The organism is Actinomycetospora flava, assembly GCF_037400335.1.
Taxonomy (GTDB): Bacteria; Actinomycetota; Actinomycetes; order Mycobacteriales; family Pseudonocardiaceae; genus Actinomycetospora; species Actinomycetospora flava.
Genome location: NZ_JBBEGM010000009.1, coordinates 1 through 21,422, shown reverse-complemented (window position 1 = coordinate 21,422; position 21,422 = coordinate 1). Strand labels below are relative to the sequence as shown.

The following is a 21,422-nucleotide window of genomic DNA, read 5'->3' as shown; positions in this document are numbered from 1 at the left end:
GGGACCCGTCTGCGTGGTGTGCTCCCGCGCCGTGAGCGCCCGGCCCCAGGCGGTGCTGTTCGACCGTGACGGCACCCTCGTCGTCGACGTCCCCTACAACGGCGACCCCGCCGCGGTCGCCCCGATGCCGGCGGCCGCGGCGGCGCTCGACCGCGTCCGCGCGGCGGGCGTCCCGGTGGGGGTGGTCAGCAACCAGTCCGGTGTCGCGCGCGGCCTGCTCGACCCCGCGCAGGTGATCGCGGTCAACGCGCGGGTCGAGGAGCTGCTCGGCCCGTTCGCGGTGTGGCAGTGGTGCCCGCACGGCGACGGCGACGGCTGCCCGCGCCGCAAGCCCGCGCCCGGGATGGTGCTCGACGCCGCCGCGGCGCTGGGCGTCGCGCCGGGCGAGGTCGCGGTGATCGGCGACATCGCCGCCGACGTCGGGGCCGCCGACGCCGCCGGGGCGCGCGCGGTGCTCGTGCCGACCGCGGCGACCCGCGGCGAGGAGGTCGAGGACGCGCGCGCCCGCGGGCGCCTCGCCGACGATCTGCTGGGGGCCGTCACGCTACTGGGGTTCGCATGAGCCGCGTCCTCGTCGTCCGCCTCGACAGCGACGGCGACGTCCTGCTCGCCGGGCCCGCGGTCCGCGCCGTGGCCGCCGGCGCGGACGAGGTGATCGCCGTCGTCGGGCCCCGCGGGCGCCAGGCGGCCGGGCTGCTGCCGGGCGTCGACGCCGTCGCGGTGTGGCGCTGCGCGTGGGTGGACGCCGAGCCGCCGCCGGTGACGCGCGAGGACACCGCCGCGCTCGTCGACGCCCTCGCCGCCCTGCACGCGGACGAGGCCGTCGTGCTGACCTCGTTCCACCAGTCCCCGCTGCCGACCGCCCTGGTGCTGCGCCTGGCCGGCGTCCCGCGGATCACCGCGGCGTCGGTCGACTACCCCGGCAGCCTGCTCGACGTCCGGCTGCGTCCCGGCGACCCCGCCCTCGACGCCACCGTCGACCTGCCCGACGACCTCCCCGAGGCCGAGCGCGCCCTGGAGATCGCCGAGCGCGCCGGCTACCCGCTGCCGTCGGGCGACGACGGGCGCCTCGCGGTCACCGTCGACGCCGACGCGCGCCGGGACGCCGCCGACGTGCTCGCCGCGCACGACGTCACCGGCGACTACGTCGTGCTCCACCCCGGCGCCTCGGTGCCGGCGCGGGCGTGGTCGCCGCACCGGGCGGCGGAGGGCGTCGCGGCGCTCGCGGAGGCCGGGCACCGAGTGGTGGTGACGGGCGCGCCGGGGGAGGTGGCGCTCACCGCGGAGGTCGCCGGGCGTGCCGGGGTGGATCTCGGCGGGCGCACCCGGTTCGGCGCGCTCGCCGCCGTCCTCGCGGGGGCGCGCGCGGTCGTGGTGGGCAACACAGGACCCGCGCACCTGGCGGCCGCGGTGGGCGTGCCGGTCGTCTCACTGTTCGCCCCGGTCGTTCCCCCAGAACGGTGGGCTCCTCACGGAGTGCGACGAATTCTGCTCGGTGATCAGGGCGCCCCGTGCCGCGGCACACGGGCCCGCAACTGCCCCGTGCCTGGTCACCCGTGCCTGGACACCGTGCGGGGCGTGGACGTCGTCGACGCCGTCGCTCGACTGATCAACGGAGAGTAGTAGTTCGGCCGGCGGCGTTTATGTGCTCCACGCGCAACCAATACCTCGCCGGTGACCATCCCGTACCCCTCCGCGTCGCCGGTCGCCCCGGCGCGGACCGTGCTGCACTGGCACGTGCACGGCTCCTGGACCACCGCGTTCGTCCAGGGCCGCCACACCTGCCTGCTGCCGGTCCTGCCCGAGGGCGGACCGTGGGGCGGGGGACGGCCGGCGGCCTGGGACTGGCCCGCCCGCGCCGAGGAGGCCACACCGGAGCAGCTGCGGGAACGCGCCGACGAGATCGACGCCGTCGTGCTCCAGCGTCCGGAGGAGATCGAGCTCGTCGAGCGCTGGACCGGACGGCGCCCGGGTGTCGACCTCCCCGCGGTGTTCGTCGAGCACAACACCCCCAAGGGCGACGTGCCGACGTCGGTCCACCCCCTGGCCGACCGCGACGACATCCCCGTCGTCCACGTCACGCACTTCAACGCGCTGATGTGGGACACCGGCCGCGCGCCGGTCCGCGTGATCGAGCACGGCGTGCTCGACCCCGGCGACCGTTACACCGGTGAGCTGGACCGCGCGGCGGTGGTCGTCAACGAGCCGGTGCGCCGGAACCGCGTCACCGGCACGGACCTGCTCGCGGGCTTCGCCGACACCGTCGGTCTCGACGTCTACGGGATCGGCAGCGAGCGCCTCGGCGAGGCCGTGACGCACCCCGGCATCGCGATCGGGGGCGACCTGCCCCAGGACCGCCTGCACACCGAGATGGCGCGCCACCGCGTCTACCTGCACCCGGTGCGCTGGACGTCGCTGGGCCTGTCGCTGATCGAGGCGATGATGCTCGGGATGCCGGTGGTCGCGCTCGCCACCACCGAGGCCGCGGTCGACATCCCGGCTGCCGCCGGCGTGGTCGCGACCGACCTGCGGGTCCTCCACGAGGGCCTGCGCACCTACTGCGACGACCCGGGCCTCGCCCGCGAGGCGGGCACTGTCGCCCGCACCGCGGCGCTGGCCCGGCACGGCGTGGACCGCTTCCTCGACGACTGGGAGCGGCTGCTCGCCGACGTGATCGAGGGCCGCGTCGCGGACGCCCCCGATCGAGCTGTGCTGACCCCCGCGGTCTGAACCCCTCACGGGTGACGGACCGGTCCAGACCACGGGCCGGCCCGGTCCCCGCCTGTCCTCCCGTCTCTCCCCGGCGCGTTGGCGCCGTCCATCGATGAAGCCCCGGCGTGCTCGCGTGCGCCGAGGGAGGAGTGCGCATGCGGATCGCGATGGTGTCCGAGCACGCCAGTCCGCTGGCCGCCTCGAGCGGACTCGGCGGCGCCGACGCCGGCGGACAGAACGTCGCCGTGCGCGCGCTGGCGCTGGCGCTCGCCGACGCCGGCCACGAGATCGTCGTCCACACCCGGCGGACCTCGCCGTCGGTGCCGCGCCGTGTCGCGATGGCGCCCGGCGTGGTCGTCGACCACGTCGACGCCGGCCCGCCGCGCGAGCTGCCCAAGGACGACCTCGTCGACCACATGGACGCGTTCTCCGCCGAGCTCGCGACGTGCTGGCGCCTGGAGCGCCCGGACGTGGTGCACGCGCACTTCTGGATGTCGGGCCTGGCCGCGCTGCCCGCGGCGCGCGCGCTGGGCGTGCCGGTCGTGCAGACGTTCCACGCGCTCGGCTCGGTGAAGCGCCGCCACCAGGGCGCCGACGACACGAGCCCCGCGCGCCGCGTCGCGGTGGAGAGCGATCTCGGCGCGTCGGTCGACCGGGTGCTCGCGACCTGCCGCGAGGAGGTCGACGAGCTCGTCGCGCTCGGTGTGCCCGCCGACCGCATGACCGTCGTGCCGTGCGGGGTCGACGTCGGGCACTTCACGCCGTCGGCGAGGACCTCCGACGGCCCGTTCCGCGTGCTGTCGGTGAGCAGGCTCGTGCCGCGCAAGGGCGTCGACACGGTGATCAGCGCTCTGGCCCGCCTGACCGGCGACGCCGAGCTGGTCGTCGCGGGCGGCCCGGCCGCCGACGCGCTGGACGGCGACCCGGAGGTGGCGCGCCTGCGGTCGCTGGCCGCCGGGCTGGGCGTCGCGGACCGCGTGCACTTCCTCGGCGCCGTTGGGCAGGACACGCTGCCCGCGCTCTACGGGTCGGCGGACGCGGTCGTCTGCGTGCCCGCCTACGAGCCGTTCGGCCTGGTGCCCCTCGAGGCGATGGCCTGCGGGCGGCCCGTGGTCGCGGCCGCGGTCGGGGGGCTCGCCGACACCGTCGTCGACGGCGTCACCGGCCACCACGTTCCCGCTGGCGACCCGGGGGCGGTGGCCGCTGCGCTCGACGCGCTGCGCGCCGACCCGCGCCGCGCGCGCCGCCTGGGACGCGCCGGACGCCGGCGTGCCGAGACCGAGTACGGCTGGGACCGCGTGGCGGGCTCGCACGAGCGCGTCTACGGCGACGTGGTGGCCGCGACGGCCGCCGTCCCGGCCCTGACGACGGGGAGCCCCGCATGAGCCGCGAGATCGTCGGCCACGAGATCGTCCGGCGCCACCTCGGCGGGCTGCGGGGCACCCTCGAGGGCCTCGCCGGCGAGTCCGAGCGCCTGGAGCGCTGGGGCGTCGAGCTCGCCACCCGCCTGCGCCACGGCTCGCGGCTGCTCGCCGCCGGCAACGGGGGCAGCGCCGCGGAGGCGCAGCACCTCACCGCCGAGCTGGTCGGGCGGTACCGCGGAGAGCGCGAGCCGCTGTCCGCGATCGCGCTGCACGCCGACACCTCCGCGGTCACCGCGCTGGGCAACGACTACGGCTACGACGAGGTCTTCGCCCGCCAGGTGCGCGCGCACGGGCGGCCCGGCGACGTCCTCGTGCTGCTCTCGACCAGCGGCCGCAGCCCCAACCTCGTGGCCGCCGCCGAGGCCGCCCGCGCGCTCGGGCTGACCGTCTGGGCGCTGACCGGGCCCGGCCCCAACCCGCTCGCCGACGCCGCGACCGAGGCGCTGTGCCTGCCCGGCGAGACGCCCTCGGTGCAGGAGGCGCACCTGGTGACCGTGCACCTGCTGTGCGAGGTCGTCGACCGGGTGCTGGCGCCCGCGCCGCGCGCCGTCGAACAGGAACTGGTCCCGTGAGCCCGCGCACGCGCGCCTCGATCGTCGTGGTCGGCGACTGCCTGCGCGACGTCGACGTGGTCGGCGCCGTGGACCGGCTGTGCCCGGACGCGCCGGCGCCGGTGCTCGCCGAGTCCTCCCGCCGCGAACGTCCCGGCGGGGCGGGGCTGACCGCCCTGCTCGCGTCCCGGAGCACGCAGCGCCCGGTGCGGCTGGTGACGGCGCTGGGATCGGACGCCGACGAGATGCGCGCGCTGCTGTCCGGCGTGGACGTGGTGGCGCTCGGCGCGGGCGGCACGACGCCCACCAAGACCCGCATGCTCACCGACGACCGCGTGCTGCTGCGCGTGGACTCGGGCGGCCTGGGACCGGTCACCGCGTCCGACGAGGCCGTCGACGCCATCGCCGGGGCGGGCGTGGTGCTGGTGTCGGACTACGGCCGCGGGATCACCGCCGACCCGGCGATCCGGGCGGCGCTCACCGACGCGGCCGCGCGCGTCCCGGTCGTCTGGGACCCGCACCCGAACGGCTCCCCGCCCGTCCCCGGCGCGACCCTGGTCACCCCGAACCTGGGCGAGGCGCGGGGCTACGTGAGCGCTTTCCGCCCCTATCAGGGAGGAAAGCACTCACAAGGGTTTCCTCGCGAGCAGGCCGAGCTCGGGGACGCGCTGCGCGAGCACTGGGGCGTCGACGCCGTCGCCGTGACCGCCGGGAGCTCCGGTGCTGTCCTCCGCACCGCCACCGGCACCTCGGTGGCCCCCGCCGCGCCCGCCACCGGCGGCGACCCCTGCGGCGCCGGCGACCGGTTCGCCGCGAGCGTCGCGGTCGCCCTCGCCGAGGGCTCCGCCGTCGACGACGCCGTGCGCCGGGGCGTCGCGGACGCCGCCGCGTTCGTCGCCGCCGGGGGAGCGTCCGGGCTGGACGACGACGCGGCACCGGAGCAGCCCGACCCCGTCGCCGCCGCCCGGGCCCGCGGCGCCACCGTCGTCGCCACCGGCGGCTGCTTCGACCTCCTGCACGCCGGGCACGCCCGCACCCTCGCCGCCGCCCGACAGCTCGCCGGCGAGGACGGCGTGCTCGTCGTCTGCCTCAACTCCGACGCCTCGGTGCGCCGCCTCAAGGGCCCCGAGCGGCCCGTGGTCGCCGAGGCCGACCGCGCCGAGATGCTCGCCGCGCTCGCCTCCGTCGACGCCGTCGAGGTGTTCGACGAGGACGACCCGCGCGCCGTGCTCGACCGCCTGCGCCCCGACATCTGGGTCAAGGGCGGCGACTACGCGGGCGACGACCTGCTCGAGACCCCGCTGGTGCGCAGCTGGGGCGGCGAGGTCGTCGCCGTCCCGTACCACGCCGGTCGCTCGTCGACCCGGCTGCTGGCGCGCCTCCAGACCACCGACCCCGTCCCTTCGGGAGGAACGACATGACCAGCAACCCCGGCACCGTCCTCGTCACCGGCGGCTCGTCCGGCCTCGGCGCCGCGGTCGCCGACGCCGTCGTCGCCGCGGGTGGCACCCCCGTCGTGCTCGACCTCAAGGCGCCCGACGCCGGGCACGCCTTCGTCGAGGTCGACCTCGCCGACCCCCGCGCCGCCGAGAGCGCCGTCGCCCGCGCGAGCGAGCAGGTCGGCGGGCTCGACGCCGTCGTCACCGCCGCCGGCATCGACCGCTGCGGCAGGCTCGTCGACGTCGAGCCCGGCGAGTGGGACCGCGTCGTCGCGGTCAACCTGCTCGGCACCGCCGCCGTCGTCCGCGCCGCCCTGCCGGAGCTCGAGGCGCGCCGCGGCAAGGTCGTCACCGTCTCCTCGACGCTCGGGGTCAAGGCCGTGTCCGACGCGACCGCCTACTGCGCGTCGAAGTTCGGCGTCGTCGGCTTCACCCGCGCGCTCGCCGCCGAGACCGCGGGCCGCGTCGGCGTGACGCTGCTGATCCCCGGCGGCATGTGGACCCACTTCTTCGACGACCGCCCCGACCAGTACAAGCCGGGCGCCGACGCGAAGCTCAACGACCCGGCGCAGACCGCCGACGCCGTGCTCTACGCGCTGACCCGCCCCGCGGGCAGCGAGGTGCGCGAGCTGGTGGCGACCTCGTCGGAGGAGGGCTCGTACCCGTGAGCCGGCGGCCCTCAGCGCAGGTCGGCGGCCGCGGCGTCGGCGTCGGGGTAGGTGTCGAACAGCTCGGTGAGCCCGGTGAGGCTCAGCGCCCGCCCCGCGGTGCGCGGCACCCCGGCCAGGCGCAGCTCGCCCTCGCGGGCGATCGCGGCCTCGCGCTCGGCGATGAGCAGCGCCAGCCCCGCCGACCCCATGAACTCGACGCCCGAGAGGTCCAGCACCACGTGCCGCGCGCCGGCGGTGACCTGCTCCTGGATCGCCGCGCGCAGGGGCGACGCGGTGGCCGTGTCGACGTCGCCGACCGGGCGCACGACGGCGATCTCCGGACTCACCAGGCTCGCCGCGACGTCGGCGGTGTCGGGGGTGGTCTGCTCGTCGGCCATCGGCGCTCCCGGGACGGACGGGTCACCCCGTCGGTGACGGGGCGAAGCGCGACAGTACCGAGGCCGCTTCCGCAGCGCCGTGCGGCGGGAACGCGTGCCGCCGACCGCACCCGTGCGGGTTCCCCCGGAAGGACGGATCGCTGATGGCCGCGCCCGAGATCGAGCGCCCCTCGTCGCCCACCGTGGCGTCGGCGCCCCTCGAGGCCGCCCCGCTCGCCGCGGAGCTGCCCGCCCGGCTGGCCGCCGCGGCCCCGCGCGTCGTCGTGCTCGGCGACACCGTGCTCGACCAGTGGCTGACCGGCCCGTCGCGGCGGCTGTCGCGCGAGGCACCGGTGCCGGTCGTCGAGGTGGACCACACCCGCGGCTCGCCGGGCGCCGCCGCCAACACCGCGGCCAACCTCGCCGCGCTCGGCGCACGGACGGAGCTGGTGTCGGTGCTGGGTGACGACGCCGACGCCGCGACCGTGCGCGCGCTGCTCGAGGCCTACGGCGTCGGCACCGACGGCGTGGTCACCGACCCGACGCGTCCCACCGCGGCCAAGCGTCGGGTGCTCGCGGACGACGCGCTGGTGGCGCGCTTCGACACGACGTCGCGGGCGCCGGTCGGTCCGGAGGCGCGCGCGGCGATGCACGCCGCGCTGCGCCGGGCCGTCGACGGCGCCGACGCGGTCGTGGTGTGCGACTACGACGGCGGCGCGCTCGACGACGTCGTCGACCTCCTGGGACGCCCCGGGGAGCGGACCTTCCGGCTCGTCGTCGACGCCCACGACCCGGCGCGCTGGGCGGCGGCACGCCCCGACGTCGTCACCCCGAACGCGGGGGAGGCCGCGACGCTGCTGGGCCGGGACCTCGGTGGGCCCGACCGGGTCGCCGCCGCGGAGGCCGCCGGCCCCGAGCTGCGGGAACGCTCCGGGGCCGACGCCGTCGTCGTCACCCTCGACCGCGAGGGGGCGCTGCTGCTGCCCTCCGACGGTGATGCCCCGGCCCACCGGACGTTCGCGCGCCCGGCACCCGAGGCCAACACGTGCGGCGCGGGCGACACGTTCACCGCCGCGCTGGTGCTGGCGCTCGCCGCGGGCACCCCGGCGGCCACCGCCGTCGAGCTCGCGCAGGCCGCCGCGGACGTCGTGGTGGGACGGCCCGGGACCTCGGTGTGCGGCACCGGCGAGCTCGCCGAGCGCGTCGCGGCGGCGGAGGGCCCGCTGCTCGACGCGACGTCGCTCGCGGCGATCGTCGACGAGCAGCGCGTCGCGGGCCGGCGGGTGGTGTTCACCAACGGCTGCTTCGACGTCGTGCACCGCGGCCACGTCGCGTCGCTCAACCAGGCCAAGCGCCTCGGCGACGTGCTGATCGTGGCGCTGAACTCCGACGACTCGGTGGCGCGGCTCAAGGGACCGTCGCGGCCGGTGAACCCGCTCGCCGACCGCGCGGCGGTGATCGGCGCGCTGAGCTGTGTCGACCACGTGACGGTGTTCGACGACGACACCCCCGCCGAGCTGCTCGAGCTGCTCCGGCCCGACGTGTACGCGAAGGGCGGCGACTACACGCCCGAGATGCTGCGCGAGTCCGCGACGGTCGGGGCGTACGGCGGGCGCGTGGTCATCCTGGACTACCTGCCCGACCGGTCGACGAGCGCGATCGTGGAGCGGATACGCGGTGGCTGACGTCGATGTGCTCGTGCCGACGCGGGGCCGGCCGGTGGAGCTGGCGACGACCCTCGCCGGGCTCGCGGCGCAGACCGGGGTGGAGTTCTCGCTGACGATCTCCGACCAGTCCGACGGTGACGCGTCGTGGGAGACGCCGTCGGCGCGCACGGTGATCCGGTGGCTGGAGCGCCGCGGCGTCGAGGTCGCGCTGCACCGGCACGGCCCGCCGCGGGGGATGGCCGAGCAGCGCGCGTTCCTCCTGTCGTGCGCGACGGCGCCGGCGGTGCTCTACCTCGACGACGACGTGTGGCTCGAGCCCGGCGCGCTCGCGCGCCTGCACCGGGCGCTGGGCGAGCTCGGGTGCGGGATGGTCGGCGCGGCGATGCAGGCGCTCGGGCACGCCGAGGACCGGCGGCCGGAGGAGGTCGAGTCGTTCTCGGTCTGGGACGGGCCCGTGGAGCCGGAGACGCTGGTCAAGGACGGGCCCGGCTGGGACCGCTGGCGCCTGCACAACGCGGCGAACGGGCTGCACCTCGCGGAGTCGGTGGGGGTGGACGGGCCGGGGAGTGCCGTGCCTTCCCCGGACGTCTACGTGCCCTACAAGGTGGCCTGGGTGGCGGGGTGCGTGCTGTTCGACCGGGCCAGGCTGGTGGAGGCCGGCGGCTTCGAGTTCTGGCGCGACGTGCCCCCGGACGCGCACGGCGAGGACGTCTATTCGCAGCAGCAGGTGATGGCACGCTCCGGCGCGGCGGGCATCCTGCCCCCGGGCGCGTACCACCAGGAGTCCCCGACCGCCCTCCCCGACCGCGGCATCTCCGCCGTCGACGCCCTCCCCGCGCGCCCCACGTGAGTGCTTTCCGCCCCTATTGGGGCGGAAACCACTCACGCACAGCGTGGGCAGCGCCGGAACGGGTCGGTCCACCCGATCCTTCGCAGGATCCATTCGACTTCCCTCGCCGTCCGGCAGGCGGTGGTCGTGACCTCGTGCCATCCGTAGGGCACCGCTGCGGCATCACTCATGATCGCGGCGACCGTTCGGCGGCGATCCGTGAAGGCTGTCAACTTGTCGGCGTGGGAGTCGTGACCGTCGAGTCGCACGATCGCACGACCCCGGGGCATGTCGTAGACGACGTCTTCGAAGCGTCGGATGCCATCCACCATGACGGGTTCCTGGCGAACACCGACCGGCAGACCATGGGCTCGCTCGACGTCATCGCGATAGCGGAGCTCGAGCATCGAATCGATGCCGTCCCGAAGCAACGAGACGGCATCGGCGATGGCTCGCCGGTGGCGTACCGGCCGCCGGAGCTCGGCGGCCCGCTCGAGAGTCGTCGGGTGCACCCGATGAGCGACGGCGAGCTCGTGCGCGAGACGAGTGGCCTCCTCAGGACCGGCGGCATTCGTCACGAGGTCGAGGATCGTGTGCACCCGGTTGGTCCGTGGAGGGAGGAGTCCCTCGGCGCCGATGTGAGCGAAGGCCCGGGACCGATGGAGGTGCAGCCCGTCTGACCGCATCGCGGAGCTGCCGTACGGAACTGTCACGTGGATCGGCCGCGTCGGATCCACCGGCACCATCCCCCACAGCTCGCCGGCGGTCTCGTGACTCAACATCGCCGCTCCTCGGCAGGCGAGGAGCGCACCCGTGCGCCGAGCTTCCGGCGAGACGGGCCCGTTGTGCAGGACGTAGACACCGCGGTGGAGCCCCTGCCAGCGGCCGGCTCGCAGCTGTGCCTCGATGCCCCGGTCGGTGAAGCCCTGCCGATAGAGCTGTTCGACCGTCACCACGTCGTGCTGCTCGCGACGCAGCGCCTGCCATGCGTCCGGTTCCAGGTACATGCAGGGTTTGACGCAGGCGGGCGACCAGGGGATCCACCCTTACCTTCGTGAGTGGTTGTCCGCCCTATAGGGCAGGAAACCGCTCACGTGGGGCGCGCGCGGAGGGTTGAGGCGACCGCGAGGACGCGGGGGTCGGTGAGGAGATCCTCGAGAGGGCGGGAGAGGGGGATGCGCCAGTTCGGGTAGGCGTCGACCGTCCCGGGCAGGTTCGGCTGCCGCACGTCGCCGAGCACGTCGGTGAACGCCGCGAGCACGATGCGCGAGCGGGCCGTCGCGAGCAGCTGGTGCATCGCCAGCACGACGTCGTCGGTGTCGAACCCCTCGGCGCGCAGCAGCTCCAGCAGTTCCGCGCGGTCGCGCTCGGCGTCGGCGTACGCGGCGTCGACGTCGGTCAGCACCCCCGCCTCGGCCCGCGCCCGCACGTGCTCGTCGGCGAGGAACCCCGCCGCCGTCGGGAGGTCGTGGGTCGAGACGCTCGCCAGCGTGTCCGGGTGCCAGCGCCGCGGCGGCAGCAGGGCACCGTCCGGCGAGCGCTGGAACCACAGCACCGCGCACCCGAGCATCCCGTGCTCCGCGAGCCCTTCGGTGACCTCCGGCTCCACGGTCCCCAGGTCCTCGCCGACCACGACCGCGCCGGCCCGCGACGCCTCGATCGCCACGACCGCCAGCATCGCCCGCGCGTCGTAGTGCACGTAGGCGCCCTCGCGCGCCCCGCGCCCCGGCGGGATCCACCACAGCCGCCAGAGCCCCGCGACGTGGTCGACGCGCAGCCCGTCGGCGTGGCGCAGCACCCCGCGGATCATCGAGCGCAGCGGCGCGTACCCGGAGCGGGCGAGCGCGTCCGGGCGCCACGGCGGCAGCGCCCAGTCCTGGCCCTGCTGGTTGAAGTCGTCCGGTGGCGCGCCCACCGACACCCCCGGCGCCAGCGCGTCCGCGAGCGTCCACGCGTCCGCGCCGCCCGCCGAGCACCCGACGGCGAGGTCGGCGATCAGCCCCACGGCCATGCCCGACGCCGACGCGTGCGCCTCCGCGAGCTGAGCGTCGGCCAGCTGCAGGCACCACGCGTGGAACAGCACCCGGTCGGCCAGCTCCGCGCGGGCGGCGGCCACGGAGGAGTCCCCCACGTGCCCCAACCCCGCCGGCCACGACCGCAGGTCGCTCCCGTGCCGTTCCGCGAGCGCGTACCAGGTCGCGACGTCGCGCAGCTCCGGGTCGAGCGCGTCCACGTCGGCCGGCGCGTCGGCGTCGTACGGCCGCAGCAGCTCCAGCGCCGCCCGCTTCGCCGCCCACACGGCGTCGTGGTCGACGAGCTCCCCGGACGGCGGCCGCACCGCGTCGACGGCCGCACGCACCGCGACCGGCGCGGCGGCGTACGCCGGCAGCGACGACACCCGCACGTACAGCGGGTGCAGGAACCGCCGGCTCGACGGCGAGTACGGCGACGGCTCGACCTCCGGGGCCAGCGCGAGCGCGTGCAACGGGTTGACCAGCAACGCCCCCGCGCCCTGCGCGGCGGTCCCGGACAGCAGCGCGCCCAGGTCCCCGTAGTCCCCGCAGCCCCACGACTCCGCGGACCGCACCGCGTACAGCTGCACCATCCAGCCCCACGTCGGGGGTGGCGCCGCCAGCCGCGGCGGCGCGACGATCAGTGCGACGTCCTGGTCGCCGACCACGAGCCGGTGGTAGCCGACGGGCAGGTCGTCCGGCACCGCGGACACGGACCGCTCCGAGCCGTCCTCGAGCGTCACGACGCCGGGGCCCGGCAGCGGCCGGCCCGCTCCGGCGTCCACCACCACCGTCGCCGGCAGCGCGTCCGGGTCGACCGAGCGCACCGCCTCCAGCGCGGACGCCAGTGCGGCCGGCGTGGTCGCGTCGACGTCGAGGGCGCCCAGGACGTCGAGCACGACGCCGCGGTCGACCTCGACCTCCTGCTCGCTGCTGTCGCGGTAGCGCACGGCGACGCCGTGGGCGGTGGCGAGCTCGGCGAGCTCGGGCTCGATCACCGGCGTCTCCAGGAAGAGAGAGGGAAGGGACGCGCAGGATGTCAGGCCGACGGGCGGCGTCGCGGCGCGGGCGGCAGCTCCTCGGCGCCCTCGGAGCGCCGCCGCGCCCGGGCCGCGACGTCGTCGGCGACCGAGCGCGCGGCGGTGCCGGGGCGGCGCACCCCCGCGAGGGCGGCGACCGCGCTCACGGCGAGCCCGGCCAGGGCGGCCGCGCGGCGGGCGCTCCACCCGCGGGCGAGCAGCGTCGCGGCGAGCTCCCGCGCGGCGACGGTGTCGCGGCGGGCACGCTGCGCGAGCGTGCGCAGGTCCGACGGCACCACGGGCCGTTCGTGGGAGACGGACAGGGATGCGGGCAGGGATGCGGGCAGGGACGTGGGGGCGGCGGCCGGCGGGGCCAGGGGAGAAGTGCTGTCTTCGCGGAGCACGGTCACCTTTCGTGGAGGTCGTCACCCTCGGGATCGGTCGCGCCGCCCCCCGCGAAACGTGACGATCACGCCGGCGCGAGCAGCTGCTTCTCCCGGACCACCGGCATCGACAGCGTGCGGTAGCCGCCCTCGTCGAACAGCACCACGACCGAGTCCTCCGCGACCGTCGTGACTGTCCCCTGACCCCACTCGTCGTGCCGGACGGCCTCGCCCGGCACCGGGTCGCCGTCGCGTGAACCCGCCCGGTCCCCGGGGTCGCCGGGGTGCCCGGCGTCGCAGTGGTCGCAGAGCCCGCACGGCTCGTCGCGCGGCTCCCCGAGCGCCTCGAGCAGCGTCCGGCGCCGGCAGCCGGTGCCCTCGGCGTACCGCCGCACCAGCTCGACCTTGGTCTGCTCGCGCTCCCGGCGCCGCGCGACCAGCGCCGCGGCCTGCGCCGCGACGTCCCCGACGTCCGTGCAGTCGACGACGTCCCCGGGCGCGAGACGCCGCCCCGACAGCCGGCGCACCGCCCCCAGCGCCACGAGCGGCGGCACCGCCCGCGCGAGCCCGGCCTTCGACACCGCCGCGGGCTTCGCCAGCTCGTCCTGCGCGATCCCGTCGGGGTGCCGGCACACCGCCGCGAGCACGGTGGACAGCGCGCCCGTGCCCGGGTCGCGGCCGGAGGCGAACAGCTTGGGGCGGGAGAGGTCCTGGGGCCGGTGGAACAGCACCGCGCGCGCTGGCTCCCCGTCGCGCCCGGCCCGGCCGATCTCCTGGTGGTAGGCGTCGATCGAGGTCGGGGTGTCGCCGTGCACCACCCAGCGCACGTCGGGCTTGTCGATCCCCATCCCGAACGCGCTGGTGGCGACCACCACCGGCACCTCGCCCGCCATGAACGCGTCCTGCACACGGGCCCGCTCGCGCGCCTTCATGCCGCCGTCGTAGGCCTCGGCGGACACACCGGCCTCGCGCAGACGGTCGCGCACGAGCGTCGTGTGCCGGCGGGTGGTGACGTAGACGATGCCCGCGCCGTCCTGGGCCGTGAGCTCGGTGACCTCGGCGACGACGCGGTCCCACTTCGCCTCCTCTTCGTGCACGAGGTGCGCGGTGAGGTGGATGTGCGGGCGGTCCGGGTCCCGCACGACCACGCACGCGTCGGGCACGCCGAGCAGCTCGACGATCTCGCCGCGGGCCGGGGTCGACGCGGTGGCGGTGAGCGCCAGCACGCGCGGCCGGCCCAGGCGCCGGCGGGCGAGCGCGAGCCCGAGGTAGTCGGGCCGGAAGTCCGGGCCCCAGTCGCAGACGCAGTGCGCCTCGTCCACCGCGAGCAGGGTCGGCGCCCCGGCCGCCAGCGCGTCGAGGACGTCCTCGCGGGCGAGCTGCTCGGGGGAGGTGACGAGCACCTCGACCTCCCCGTCCCGGAAGCGGTCGAGGACCGCCTCGCGCGGCACCGTCGAGTTCAGCACCTCGGCGCGGATGCCGGCGTCGACGAGGTGCGCGACCTGGTCGCGGTGCAGCGACAGCGTCGGCGACACCACCACGGTCGGGCCGCCCAGCACGAGACCGGTGACGGCGTACACCGCGCTCTTGCCGGCGGCCGGGGGCAGGACGGCGAGGCAGTCGTCGGCGAGCGCGCCGAGCACGGCCTCGCGCTGGCCGTCGCCGAGCTCCGCGCCCTCCCCGAGCACGCGGGTCACGGCGGCGTCGACGGCGTCGAGGACGGGACGGGAGACGGCGCCACACGGGCCGGAGACGTCCTGGGGGAGATCGGGCACCGGCCGGTGGTAGCCGGACTCTCCCCACCAGAAACGGCGTTCCGAGGGGCGGGGCCGGGGGTAAGCCCGCCCGGTGGAACTGGTGCACGTGGAGCCCTACGGGCCCGGGATCGGCCGGCGCCGTCGCGGCAAGGGCTGGAGCTACTTCGACCGCGAGACCGGCGAGTCGGTCACCGACGCCTCGCACATCGACCGCATCCGCGGGATCGTCGTCCCGCCGGCCTGGCAGGACGTCTGGATCTGCGCCGACCCGGCCGGGCACATCCAGGCCGTCGGCACCGACGCGGCCGGGCGCCGCCAGTACCGCTACCACGACGAGTGGACCCGGCAGCGCGACCGCGAGAAGTTCGACCGCGTGACCCGGCTCGGCGGGGTCATCGGCGACGCCCGCATCGAGATCGCCGACCGGCTCACCCGGGGCAGGGGCCTCGGCCGCGACCGCGTCCTCGCCGGCGCGGTCTGGATGCTCGACCTCGGCGTCTTCCGAGTGGGCCACGAGGAGTACGCCAGCGACGACTCGCCCGGCGACGCCTCCTTCGGCCTCGCCACCCTGCGCCGCGAGCACGCGTCCGCGCGCCGCGACGGCGGCGTCGAGTTCCGCTACACCGCCAAGTCCGGCGTCCCCCGCCGGATCACGCTGCACGACGAGCACGTCCACACCCTCGTGACCTCGCTCAAGCGCCGCCGCGGCGGGGGCGAGGACCTCCTGGCGTACCGCCGCGGCGGGCGCGGCGGCGACCGCGGCCCGTGGCACGACGTCACCGCGCAGGACGTCAACGACGCCGTGCGCGAGCTGATCGGCGACGAGTTCACGGCGAAGGACCTGCGCACGTGGAACGCCGGTGTGCAGGCCGCGGTGGCGCTCGCCGGCGAGTGCGACGACGCCGGCCTGCCGCCCCGCGCCCAGCGCAGGCAGCGCAGCGCCGTGACCCGCACGATGAAGGCCGTCTCCGAGCAGCTCGACAACACCCCCGCGGTGTGCAAGCGCTCCTACGTCGACCCGGTGCTGGTCAGCCACTTCGAGAACGGCCGCACGATCGCCGACGCCGTGCGCGACGGGGCCGGGCTCGACGACCGGGCGATGCGCACGCACGTCGAGCGGGCCGTGCTGGCGCTGCTCGAGGAGCGGGCGATCGATCTGTCCGCCGCCGCCTGACGGGCGGAACGGCTCAGACCGTCGTCATCTCCGCCCACACGGTCTTGCCGTCGCGGTGGGTGTCGACGCCCCAGGTCGTCGCGACGGCGGCGACCATCGCCAGACCGCGCCCGCGCGGTGACGTCGGCGCGGGCAGGTGCGCCTCGGGCAGCGGGGCGAGGTCGAAGTCCCGGACGGTCAGGCGCAGCAGGTGCGCCCGGCGCTCGACCTCGACGACCGAGGCGCTGACCGCGTGCTCGACCGCGTTGGTCACGAGCTCGGTGACGACGATCTCGGCGGCCTCGCGGGTGTCCTCGTCCACGGCCCAGTGCCCGCAGACGCGGCGGACTTGCACGCGGGCGTCCCCGGGCGCGCGCGGGTCGACGCCGAAGCGCCACCACCCGCGCACCAGCTCCGGCCGCTCGTCGAGGTGGGACAGCGCGGTGTCGACGTCGGGGTGCACCGGGATCCGCTCGGCGACCCGCGAGCTGACGAGCAGCGCGGCGGTCGTCAGGTCGGGCGCCGCCACGGCGAGCCGGACGTCGGGCCACTCGCCGGCGCGCGACGCGGCCTCGGTGAACGCGTGGACCGCGCCGGAGTGCGCGAGCTCGACGCCGGACACGTCGGCGACCACGGCGCCGTGCTCACGCAGCAGGCCGGTGAGGCGCTCGACGAGGGGGTGGGCGTTCGTCACGGACAGGGGTCCGGAGAGCGCGACGACGACCGGCGGGCCCGCGGCCCGCTCCGATGCCTCCCGGCCCTCCGACCACGCGTCGGTCCCGCCGTCCCCCGTGTTCTCGAGGGGCAGCTCGATCCTTGTGTCCACGACTCACCTCGGGGCCCTGGTACCCCCGCCCCCCGACGCCCATGCGCACTTCGCCGCTCCGGTCGCCGGACGCGCCGGGCGGCGCCGGTCGGCGCGCCGGGCCGACGGCCGGCGGGCCATGATGGAGGCATGAGCGAGCAGGACGAACGGCCCTCGTCCGCACTGGCGGCGGCGGCCGCGTCGGGGGCGGGGGAGGGCGCGGGCACCGGCGACCTGGTCGCGTCGCCGGGCGCGGTCATGCGGGTCGCCGGGATGGTCGGCAAGCTCGTCGAGGAGGTCCGGGCGGCGCCGCTGGACGAGGCCGGGCGCTCGCGGCTCGCGGACATCCACGAGCGGTCGATCCGGGAGCTCGAGCAGGGGCTCGCCCCGGAGCTGCGGGAGGAGCTGCGGCGCATCACGCTGCCGTTCTCGTCCGACGCGACGCCGTCGCAGGCCGAACTTCGGATCGCGCAGGCGCAGCTGCTGGGGTGGCTCGAGGGGCTGTTCCACGGCATCCAGAGCGCCGTGCTCGCGCAGCAGATGGCCGCGCGGGGGCAGCTCGAGCAGATGCGTCAGGGACGCGGGCGGCCCGCGCCGACCGTGGACGGCAGCGGGCAGTACCTCTGAGTCCCTCAGCGGGCCTCGTAGACGACGGTGCCGGTCTCGCGGCCGTTGGCGCGCAGCGCGACGCGGCGCTCGTCCTCGGTCAGGCCGCCCCAGACGCCGTAGGGCTCGCGCGTCGCCAGGGCGTGACGCCGGCACGGCTCGATGACGGGGCAGGAGGCGCACACCTTCTTGGCCTCGGCCGCACGGTGCTCACGACGCGGACCGCGCTCGCCGTCGGGGTGGAAGAAGAAGCTCGAGTCCATCCCGCGGCACGACCCGTGGAGCTGCCAGTCCCACTCGTCGATGATGGGGCCGGGCAGGAGTCGGATGTCGGCCATGGCGGTCCTCCCAGTCGGGGCGTCCGACCGAGGGAGTTGGTTTCCCCGGAATCGGAGTGACGACGGCGGTATCCCCTGCGGGTCGAGACGGCAAACACCCCTGAACGGCCCAGTCGGGCGCTCGATCGAGGGGTCTTCCGCCGGCGCTCGTGGCTGCGGAGGACTGTGACGTGCCGCCCGCGTCGTGAACGGGTGCCCACGGGGGGTGACGAGTAGGCTCAGCGGGACGGCAAGTACGTTGCCGGGGGACTGACGGGGACTGCCCGGGACACTCCCGGGCACACACCCGACCTGACCGGAGGGGGACCAGACGCCGTGGCCACCGATGACGACCTCACCGCGGAGGACCCGCTCGGCGTCGACGTCCAGCGATCGAACGGCGCGTCGGTGATCCGGCTGGCCGGCGAGATCGACATGCTGACGACGCCGGCGCTGCGCGCCAAGGTGAACGAAGAGCTCCAGGGCAAGCCCACGGTGCTCGTGCTCGACATGCTCTCGGTCGAGTTCCTCGGCTCGAGCGGCCTCGCGCTGCTCGTCGAGGCGCTCGACGAGTCCCGCAACCGCGACGTGGCGCTGCGCCTCGTCGCGAACTCGCGGCCGGTGAGCCGGCCGCTCCAGGCCACCGGCCTGACCGACCTGTTCGCCCTCTACCCGTCGGTCGAGGCCGCCCTGGCCGGATGACCGGCGCGGGGCCCTGCCGTCCGCGTCGACTGCGCCGATACGGTGGCACCGCCACCGTCCTCCTCACCTGCCGCGAAACGGAGATCAGCAGCCGTGCAGACGCCGGAACCGCAGCAGCGTGATCGCTCGTCCACCGTCACCGATCCGGGCGCCGGCTCGGGCGGCCTCGCCGAGACCCCGACCCCGGTCGAGGTCCGTGTGCACGCCGACCCCGCGCTGATCCCGTCGGTGCGTGCGGTGGCGGCCGACCTCGCCGCGCGTGCCGACTTCGACCTCGACGCCGTGTCCGACCTGCGGATGGCGGTCGACGAGGCCTGCTCGGCCCTGGTGCCGCTCGCCCGCGAGGGCGGTCAGCTGCGCTGCGGTTTCGCGATGTCCGAGGGCCGGATCGACGTCATCTGCCGTGTGCCGGTGACGGGCGACGCGGCCCTGCGCCAGGACACCTTCGGGTGGCGGGTGCTCACGACGCTCACCGACGACGCGCAGGTGCTCGACGCCGACCCGGAGTGGCTCGGCATCCACCTGCGCAAGCAACGGCTCGACCCGTGACCGAGTCGGCGCGCGCGCTGTCGGACGCCGCCGAGGAGACGTCGCAGGAGTCCTCCGATTCGGCCGGCCCGACCGAGTCCTCGGGCTCGTCGGGATCGGGTCGGCGGGGCGGGTCCTCGCGCAACGAGGACTCGTACGACCACCTCGTCCCGATGCTCACCGAGCACGCCGGGCTGGCCACCGACGACCCGCGCCGCGAGGTCCTGCGCGACCGCCTCGTCGAGGGCTACCTGCCCCTGGCGCGGCACATCGCGCGCCGGTTCGCCCAGCGCGGCGAGCCGCAGGAGGACCTCGAGCAGGTCGCGACCGTCGGGCTCATCCACGCCGTCGACCGGTTCTCGCCGGAGCGGGGCTCGGACTTCCTGTCCTACGCGGTCCCGACGATCACCGGCGAGGTGCGGCGGTACTTCCGCGACAAGGCGTGGTCGACGCGCGTGCCGCGCCGGCTCAAGGACCTGCGCCTGGCCATCGGGTCGGCGATGCCCCTGCTCTCGCAGGAGCTCAACCGCGCGCCCACCGCCGGCGAGCTCGCCGAGCACCTCCAGCGCAGCCGCGAGGAGGTGCTCGAGGCCCTCGAGGCCGCGAACGCGTACCGGTCGAGCTCGCTGGACGACATGCTCGTCGACGACCCCTCGAGCGGGCGCCTCGCCGACGTCCTGGGCTCCGCGGACGCGGAACTCGAGCAGGTCGAGCACCGCGAGACCGTCCAGCCGGCCCTGCGCAAGCTCCCGGAGCGCGAGCGCACGATCGTCATGCTCCGCTTCTTCGGCGGCATGACGCAGACGCAGATCGCGGAACGTGTCGGCGTGTCGCAGATGCACGTCTCGCGCTTGCTCACCCGCACCCTTGCGACCCTCCGCGCCGACCTCTCGGACCCCCCGACTCCCTGAGCGCGCGCCCCCCGGGTACCAGCGATGCGGCATTGCTGGCGTCTCACGCCAGGATCGCCACATCCTCGCTCGCGCGACACGCCGTGGTGGTCGTGGTCCGGGGTGTGTCAGCGTGGCGGCCACGGGCGGCACGCAGCGGAGCGGAGCTGCCGCGCCGGAGGCGAGACACTGCGCTCAACGTCAGGAAAGCCCCCACGATCATGTGCTGACCGGCAGCCGCTGGTAGCTGCGTAGCAGCAACGAACGCCGCCGCACCGCGCCGTCCTCCCGGTGCAGTGCCGGCATCCGTGCCGCAAGCGCCGCCAGCGCGACCCGCCCCTCGAGCCGGGCCAGCGGCGCACCGAGGCAGTAGTGGATGCCACCCGAGAACGCGAGGTGCTCGCCGCGCGTCGGGCGGTCGAGGTCGAAGACGTCGGGGTCGGCGTGCACGGCGGGGTCGCGGCCGGCGGCCCCGAGCATCGCCATGACCACGGTGTCGGGCGCGACGTCGCGGTCACCGAGGCGCAGCGTCTCGTGCGGCGTCCGCGCGGTGAACTGGATCGGCGCGTCGAACCGCAGGCTCTCCTCGACGGCGTCGGCCGCGCGCCCCGGGGAGGCGGACAGCTGCGCCCACGGCTCGCGGGCCTCGGTCATGGCGGCGACGGCGTTGGACAGCAGCGTGCTCGTCGTCTCGAACCCGGCGAGCAGCAGCAGCGCGGCGAGGCTGACCGTTTCCTGCGCGTCGGCGTCCTGCGCGGCGAGGTGGCTGATGAGGTCGTCGGCGGGATCGTGGCGGCGCTTCTCGAGGAGGTCGCCGAGCAGCGCCCGGAGTTCGCCGATCGCGATCTCGAGCCTGTGCAGCGCGCGCAGCGAGCGCACCCCACCCAGCCCGGCGGCCACGGCGCGCCCCCACTGCGCGAACGCGCCCGCGTCGGCGTCGGGCACCCCGAGGATCTCGGCGATGACCGCGACGGGCAGGGGCGTGGCGACGTCGGCGACGAGGTCGAAGCGTCCCTGCTTCGCTGCCTCGTCGGCGAGCCGTTCCGAGAGCGCGACGACCAGCGGCTCGTAGCCGTTGACGCGGGCCGGCGTGAAGAAGGTGCCGACGAGCCGTCGCAGGCGCGTGTGCTCGGGCGGGTCCATGCCGAGGAAGGACAGGTCGACGGGCTCGAGCAGCGGGTCGCGCTCGCCCTCGACGGCGCCGCCGAGCGAGCCGCCGCTGCGCGTGCGCACCATGAACCGGCGGTCGCGGACGAGGTCGCGACACATCGCGTGCGTGGCGACGACGAGCACGCCGGCGCGGCTCGCGTACGGCTGCGCGGCCTCTCTGAGCTGCCGCTGGATCGCGGTCGGGTCGTCGATCCACGGTCGGTAGAGCAGGCGCAGCACGGGGTCGCCGGCCAGCGCCATCGCCAGCCCGCCGGCGCGCACGACGGCGAGACGCGTCCCCAGCCTCACGTCGCGCCGCAGGTCCATGACGCGATCCTGGCGCGCCTGCCTGTCGCGAGGAAGCCTCGTGATCGTGGCGGATTTCCTGACGCACAGTGTCAGCGTGGCCGCCACGCTGGAACACCTCAGCCGGCGTGTCGCGCGAGCGAGGC

The 21,422-nt window shown here is 76.0% G+C and carries 22 protein-coding genes; 14 read left to right on the top strand and 8 right to left on the bottom strand.

Features of this window, described 5'->3' with window-relative positions; all coding sequences use genetic code 11:
- Positions 1–31: 31 nt before the first annotated feature.
- From WCD58_RS20435 to WCD58_RS20405, 7 genes are all read left to right on the top strand, one after another.
- On the top strand, positions 32–562 hold the full coding sequence (locus WCD58_RS20435) for an HAD-IIIA family hydrolase (protein ID WP_337704911.1): 531 nt from the start codon (positions 32–34) through the stop codon (positions 560–562).
- A complete protein-coding gene (locus WCD58_RS20430; protein WP_337704910.1) occupies positions 559–1,623 on the top strand; it encodes a glycosyltransferase family 9 protein in 1,065 nt (354 codons plus the stop codon). Before WCD58_RS20435 ends, WCD58_RS20430 begins: the two co-directional genes overlap by 4 nt.
- A 51-nt stretch (positions 1,624–1,674) precedes the next feature.
- Positions 1,675–2,730, top strand: coding sequence for a glycosyltransferase (locus tag WCD58_RS20425; protein ID WP_337704909.1), 1,056 nt, complete (start codon positions 1,675–1,677; stop codon positions 2,728–2,730).
- A 137-nt stretch (positions 2,731–2,867) separates the two neighbouring features.
- Positions 2,868–4,097, top strand: a complete 1,230-nt coding sequence (locus WCD58_RS20420) for a glycosyltransferase (RefSeq protein ID WP_337704908.1) — start codon at positions 2,868–2,870, stop codon at positions 4,095–4,097.
- A complete protein-coding gene (locus tag WCD58_RS20415) occupies positions 4,094–4,708 on the top strand; it encodes a D-sedoheptulose-7-phosphate isomerase (protein ID WP_337704907.1) in 615 nt (204 codons plus the stop codon). Before WCD58_RS20420 ends, WCD58_RS20415 begins: the two co-directional genes overlap by 4 nt.
- Positions 4,705–6,108 (top strand): PfkB family carbohydrate kinase, encoded by a 1,404-nt coding sequence (locus tag WCD58_RS20410; protein ID WP_337704906.1) that lies wholly within the window; start codon positions 4,705–4,707, stop codon positions 6,106–6,108. The genes WCD58_RS20415 and WCD58_RS20410 overlap by 4 nt, the downstream gene beginning before the upstream one ends.
- On the top strand, positions 6,105–6,794 hold the full coding sequence (locus WCD58_RS20405; RefSeq protein WP_337704905.1) for an SDR family oxidoreductase: 690 nt from the start codon (positions 6,105–6,107) through the stop codon (positions 6,792–6,794). Before WCD58_RS20410 ends, WCD58_RS20405 begins: the two co-directional genes overlap by 4 nt.
- Before the next feature lie 11 nt (positions 6,795–6,805).
- Here WCD58_RS20405 and WCD58_RS20400 read toward each other — a convergent pair whose 3' ends face one another.
- Positions 6,806–7,174, bottom strand: a complete 369-nt coding sequence (locus WCD58_RS20400; protein WP_337704904.1) for an STAS domain-containing protein — start codon at positions 7,172–7,174, stop codon at positions 6,806–6,808.
- Positions 7,175–7,317: 143 nt separating this feature from the next.
- Between WCD58_RS20400 and rfaE2 the strand changes: the two genes are divergently transcribed.
- Together rfaE2 and WCD58_RS20390 are read left to right on the top strand one after the other, a co-directional pair.
- Positions 7,318–8,838 carry a D-glycero-beta-D-manno-heptose 1-phosphate adenylyltransferase gene (gene rfaE2, locus WCD58_RS20395; RefSeq protein WP_337704903.1) on the top strand — a complete coding sequence of 507 codons (1,521 nt, stop codon included), beginning with the start codon at positions 7,318–7,320 and terminating at the stop codon, positions 8,836–8,838.
- On the top strand, positions 8,831–9,670 hold the full coding sequence (locus WCD58_RS20390; RefSeq protein ID WP_337704902.1) for a glycosyltransferase family 2 protein: 840 nt from the start codon (positions 8,831–8,833) through the stop codon (positions 9,668–9,670). The genes rfaE2 and WCD58_RS20390 overlap by 8 nt, the downstream gene beginning before the upstream one ends.
- A gap of 32 nt (positions 9,671–9,702) precedes the next feature.
- Here the strand turns inward: WCD58_RS20390 and WCD58_RS20385 are convergent, their stop codons facing one another.
- From WCD58_RS20385 to WCD58_RS20370, 4 genes are all read right to left on the bottom strand, one after another.
- Entirely contained in the window at positions 9,703–10,656 is a 954-nt protein-coding gene (locus tag WCD58_RS20385; protein WP_337704901.1) for a hypothetical protein, read from the bottom strand.
- An 83-nt stretch (positions 10,657–10,739) separates the two neighbouring features.
- A complete protein-coding gene (locus WCD58_RS20380; RefSeq protein WP_337704900.1) occupies positions 10,740–12,659 on the bottom strand; it encodes a 4-alpha-glucanotransferase in 1,920 nt (639 codons plus the stop codon).
- 41 nt (positions 12,660–12,700) lie between these two features.
- Positions 12,701–13,084 (bottom strand): hypothetical protein, encoded by a 384-nt coding sequence (locus WCD58_RS20375; protein ID WP_337704899.1) that lies wholly within the window; start codon positions 13,082–13,084, stop codon positions 12,701–12,703.
- Positions 13,085–13,149: 65 nt separating this feature from the next.
- Positions 13,150–14,838, bottom strand: coding sequence for a RecQ family ATP-dependent DNA helicase (locus tag WCD58_RS20370; RefSeq protein WP_337704898.1), 1,689 nt, complete (start codon positions 14,836–14,838; stop codon positions 13,150–13,152).
- Between the two features lie 73 nt (positions 14,839–14,911).
- On the opposite strand from WCD58_RS20370, the gene WCD58_RS20365 reads away from it, so the two are divergent.
- The gene (locus tag WCD58_RS20365) at positions 14,912–15,994 is read left to right on the top strand and encodes a DNA topoisomerase IB (protein WP_337704897.1); all 1,083 of its coding nucleotides are present in this window, start codon (positions 14,912–14,914) and stop codon (positions 15,992–15,994) included.
- Between the two features lie 13 nt (positions 15,995–16,007).
- Here the strand turns inward: WCD58_RS20365 and WCD58_RS20360 are convergent, their stop codons facing one another.
- Positions 16,008–16,799 (bottom strand): ATP-binding protein, encoded by a 792-nt coding sequence (locus WCD58_RS20360; protein ID WP_337704896.1) that lies wholly within the window; start codon positions 16,797–16,799, stop codon positions 16,008–16,010.
- A 129-nt stretch (positions 16,800–16,928) separates the two neighbouring features.
- On the opposite strand from WCD58_RS20360, the gene WCD58_RS20355 reads away from it, so the two are divergent.
- Positions 16,929–17,405, top strand: coding sequence for a bacterial proteasome activator family protein (locus WCD58_RS20355; RefSeq protein ID WP_337704895.1), 477 nt, complete (start codon positions 16,929–16,931; stop codon positions 17,403–17,405).
- Between the two features lie 5 nt (positions 17,406–17,410).
- Here the strand turns inward: WCD58_RS20355 and WCD58_RS20350 are convergent, their stop codons facing one another.
- Positions 17,411–17,722 (bottom strand): WhiB family transcriptional regulator, encoded by a 312-nt coding sequence (locus tag WCD58_RS20350; protein ID WP_337704894.1) that lies wholly within the window; start codon positions 17,720–17,722, stop codon positions 17,411–17,413.
- 315 nt (positions 17,723–18,037) lie between these two features.
- Here WCD58_RS20350 and WCD58_RS20345 point away from each other — a divergent pair, with 315 nt between their 5' ends.
- From WCD58_RS20345 to WCD58_RS20335, 3 genes are all read left to right on the top strand, one after another.
- Positions 18,038–18,403 carry an anti-sigma factor antagonist gene (locus WCD58_RS20345; RefSeq protein ID WP_274192486.1) on the top strand — a complete coding sequence of 122 codons (366 nt, stop codon included), beginning with the start codon at positions 18,038–18,040 and terminating at the stop codon, positions 18,401–18,403.
- 93 nt (positions 18,404–18,496) lie between these two features.
- Positions 18,497–18,952, top strand: a complete 456-nt coding sequence (locus WCD58_RS20340; protein ID WP_337704893.1) for an ATP-binding protein — start codon at positions 18,497–18,499, stop codon at positions 18,950–18,952.
- Between the two features lie 152 nt (positions 18,953–19,104).
- Positions 19,105–19,842, top strand: a complete 738-nt coding sequence (locus tag WCD58_RS20335; protein ID WP_337705202.1) for an RNA polymerase sigma factor SigF — start codon at positions 19,105–19,107, stop codon at positions 19,840–19,842.
- A 198-nt stretch (positions 19,843–20,040) separates the two neighbouring features.
- Here WCD58_RS20335 and WCD58_RS20330 read toward each other — a convergent pair whose 3' ends face one another.
- Positions 20,041–21,297 (bottom strand): cytochrome P450, encoded by a 1,257-nt coding sequence (locus WCD58_RS20330; RefSeq protein ID WP_337704892.1) that lies wholly within the window; start codon positions 21,295–21,297, stop codon positions 20,041–20,043.
- Positions 21,298–21,422 lie beyond the last annotated feature (125 nt).